Consider the following 1,002-nt stretch of genomic DNA (forward strand, 5'->3'; position numbering starts at 1 on the left):
GGGGCTTTTACCCTATCCTGCGGACCTTTCCAGATCGCTTCGTCTAACTCATTCCTTTGTAACTCTATGTAGAGTGTCCTACAACCCCAAAAGGCAAGCCTTTTGGTTTGGGCTATTCCCGTTTCGCTCGCCGCTACTCAGGGAATCGAATTTTCTTTCTCTTCCTCCAGGTACTTAGATGTTTCAGTTCCCTGGGTGTGTCTCAGATGCGCTATGTATTCACGCAAATGTACTGCTCCATTACGAACAGTGGGTTTCCCCATTCGGAAATCTCCGGATCAAAGCTCACTTACAGCTCCCCGAAGCATATCGGTGTTAGTGCCGTCCTTCGTCGACTCCTAGTGCCAAGGCATTCACCGTGCGCCCTTATTAACTTAACCTAAAAGTTAAAAAGTCTTACACGTTGTGACTACGTAAATAATCACAACAGAATTTCTTGTTGTTTATTGTTTCAATGTCGTTTTATCCAGTTTTCAAAGAACAAGTTATAAACTTTGGTGGAGCCTAGCGGGATCGAACCGCTGACCTCCTGCGTGCAAGGCAGGCGCTCTCCCAGCTGAGCTAAGGCCCCAAAAACAAAAAAGGGTATGGTGGGCCTAAATGGACTCGAACCATCGACCTCACGCTTATCAGGCGTGCGCTCTAACCAGCTGAGCTATAGGCCCTCTTTGAATTTCCATATATTAATATGAACATTCAAAACTGAACTGCAAAACGTTAAGATACGAATAAAAATTCGTATTCCGATATTATCCTTAGAAAGGAGGTGATCCAGCCGCACCTTCCGATACGGCTACCTTGTTACGACTTCACCCCAATCATCTGTCCCACCTTCGGCGGCTGGCTCCCGTAAGGGTTACCCCACCGACTTCGGGTGTTACAAACTCTCGTGGTGTGACGGGCGGTGTGTACAAGGCCCGGGAACGTATTCACCGTGGCATGCTGATCCACGATTACTAGCGATTCCGGCTTCATGTAGGCGAGTTGCAGCCTACAATCCGA

General features: G+C 47.9%; 2 tRNA genes and 2 rRNA genes. All 4 read right to left on the reverse strand.

The window, feature by feature from the left end:
- A 23S ribosomal RNA gene (locus LDK52_RS19900) occupies window positions 1–380 on the reverse strand; the annotation flags it as partial.
- 115 nt (window positions 381–495) lie between these two features.
- Window positions 496–571 (reverse strand) — tRNA-Ala (locus tag LDK52_RS19905).
- A gap of 17 nt (window positions 572–588) precedes the next feature.
- A tRNA-Ile gene (locus tag LDK52_RS19910) sits at window positions 589–665 on the reverse strand.
- A gap of 94 nt (window positions 666–759) precedes the next feature.
- Window positions 760–1,002, reverse strand: a 16S ribosomal RNA gene (locus LDK52_RS19915); the annotation flags it as partial.

This window comes from Psychrobacillus antarcticus (assembly GCF_029533155.1).
In the GTDB taxonomy this organism is placed as follows: domain Bacteria; phylum Bacillota; class Bacilli; order Bacillales_A; family Planococcaceae; genus Psychrobacillus; species Psychrobacillus antarcticus.